2 protein-coding genes are annotated in these 2,020 nt (G+C 71.9%); both read right to left on the bottom strand.

Features of this window, described 5'->3' with window-relative positions; genetic code table 11:
* On the bottom strand, positions 1 to 986 hold a 986-nt coding region (locus AB0M52_RS33500), incomplete at its 3' end, for an aminotransferase class V-fold PLP-dependent enzyme (RefSeq protein ID WP_363961855.1).
* A 610-nt stretch (positions 987 to 1,596) separates the two neighbouring features.
* Positions 1,597 to 2,020, bottom strand: a 424-nt coding sequence (locus AB0M52_RS33495; RefSeq protein ID WP_363961853.1) for a GDP-mannose 4,6-dehydratase, incomplete at its 5' end; no start/stop codon positions are given.

Genomic DNA, 2,020 nt, shown 5'->3' with positions numbered 1-2,020 from the left:
GACACCTCGGCGGCCGGGCGGCCGTCGACCTGAAAGGCGACGATCGGCAGGCGGGTCGCGTCGTCCGATCGGCCGAGCACGCGTACGCCGTCGACCATGCGCAGGCCCCGGGCCAGTAGGTTGGCCAACCGTTCGCCGTGCCGGAAGACCGCCGCCCGGTCCCAGCTCAGCAGCACCTCGGCGGCGACCCCGGTGGCCAGGACCGAGTCGATGCCCGGCCCGGTCCGCCCGGCCGGCGCACCGGCGCCATGCACCAGCGTGGATCCGACGCGGCAGGTGCGCTTCCACAGGATCCCGCACCGGGGGCCGTACCAGGTGGCGGCGGAGGTGACAAATGCGTCGCAGTCCCACGCCGCGACGTCCACCGACCGGTGTGCCGGGACCTGTGCCCCGTCCACGAAGACCTGCGCGCCGGTCGACCGGGCGGCGGCGCAGATCCCGGTGATATCCGGCACGCTGCCCAGCACGTTCGAGCCGGCGGTCAGCGCGACCCAGCGGGTACGGGGGCTGAGCTGCGCGGTGATCGCGTCCACGGTCAGCTGTCCGTCCGGCGACAGGTCCGCGACGCGCACCACGGCACCCCGGCGTCGGGCGGATTCCCGCCACGGGTCCACGTTGGCCCGATGGTCCAGCGCGGTGCACACGACCTCGTCGCCGGGGCGCAGGGCCGGTTCGACGGAGCGGACGAAACCCAGGGTCAGGCTCGTCATGTCGGCGCCGAACGACACCGCGCCGCCGGGCGCGCCGATCAGGGTGCGGAACCGTCCGGCGGCCCAGTCGAGCACCACCCGGGAACGGGGGCGGTTGGCGCCGGCGGCCGAGTGTCTCGGATAGCGCGTCAAGACGTCGAGGACGGCGGCGTGGGCCAGCGTGCCGGCGGGCGCGTCGAGGCGGACGACGCCCGGTCGCAGATCCGGGAACTGCTCAACGACCGGCCGCGTCACCAGGGTGCTCAGGGGAAGCGTGTGCAGTTCACCGAAGGTCATCTCAACCGGGGGGATCAGGCCGCCGCGACTGGCGTACGGCCGCGGGTGGCGCCGTCGATCGGCGGCGGCTATGCAGACGGAGCATGGTACCGAGCCGGCACCAGCACATGGTCTTCTCGGTGGGCGCATGTGGACATCACGTTCGTCGCAGCAGTGTGCTATTCGAAAGTGGAGCGTCGGTGCGGGCCCTACTGAAAGTCAAGTCGGTTTGGTAAAGATACCATACCGGATGCCGGAATGGCCCGTTCTGTTCACCCAAAGTAGGCGATCGGCCACTCTGGGTAGAGCGATTGCCTCACGGCATCAGCCCGGGGCCGCCCGACGGGTTGTGGTGTGCCGCCGGGACGGTGTCCGCGTCAGCGGCGGGCTCGTAGCCCCACCGCCACCAGAAGTAGGGAGCCGCCGTCCGTTGCAGGCGGGCCGTTCTGCGCTGCGTCGGTCGGTCACCGTCGGCGGCTGCGAAACCCCCCGGCGGACATCGGTCCCCGGAACCGGCTGGCTCGGCCTCGGCCGGGTGCTCCCTGTCCGGCGGATCTGCGCCGTGATAGGCAGCCGGCACCATCGCGGACCTCCCTTCCGGGACCACTGAGGACAGTCAGGCTAACCGAGGTCAGGAGCAGTCCGATCTCCCAGCTTGCGCAACCGGCGACGGCTGCTTGAGCGACTCCCACCAGGACCGGTTCGCGCGGTACCAGGCCACCGTCTCGTGCAGCCCGGCGTCGAGGTCGTGGCGCGGCGCGTACCCGAGCTCACGGCGGATCTTGGACCAGTCGACGGCGTACCGGCGGTCGTGGCCCTTGCGGTCCGCCACGTACCGGATCCGGTTGGGTGCGGCACCGCAGGCGTGCAGGAGGCGTTCGGCCATCTCCCGGTTGGTGAGCTGGGTGCCGCCCCCGATGTTGTAGATCTCGCCCCGCCGGCCCCGGGTCCGGACCAGCTCCAGCGCCCGCACGTGGTCGTCGACGTGCAGCCAGTCGCGCACGTGCCGGCCGTCACCGTAGAGCGGGACGCGGTCGCCGTCGAGCAGGTTGGTG

It is taken from the genome of Micromonospora sp. NPDC051296 (assembly GCF_040682255.1).
Classification (GTDB): domain Bacteria; phylum Actinomycetota; class Actinomycetes; order Mycobacteriales; family Micromonosporaceae; genus Micromonospora; species Micromonospora craterilacus.
Note: the sequence above shows the minus strand (reverse complement) of the source record. Positions and strands in the feature narration are given on the sequence as shown.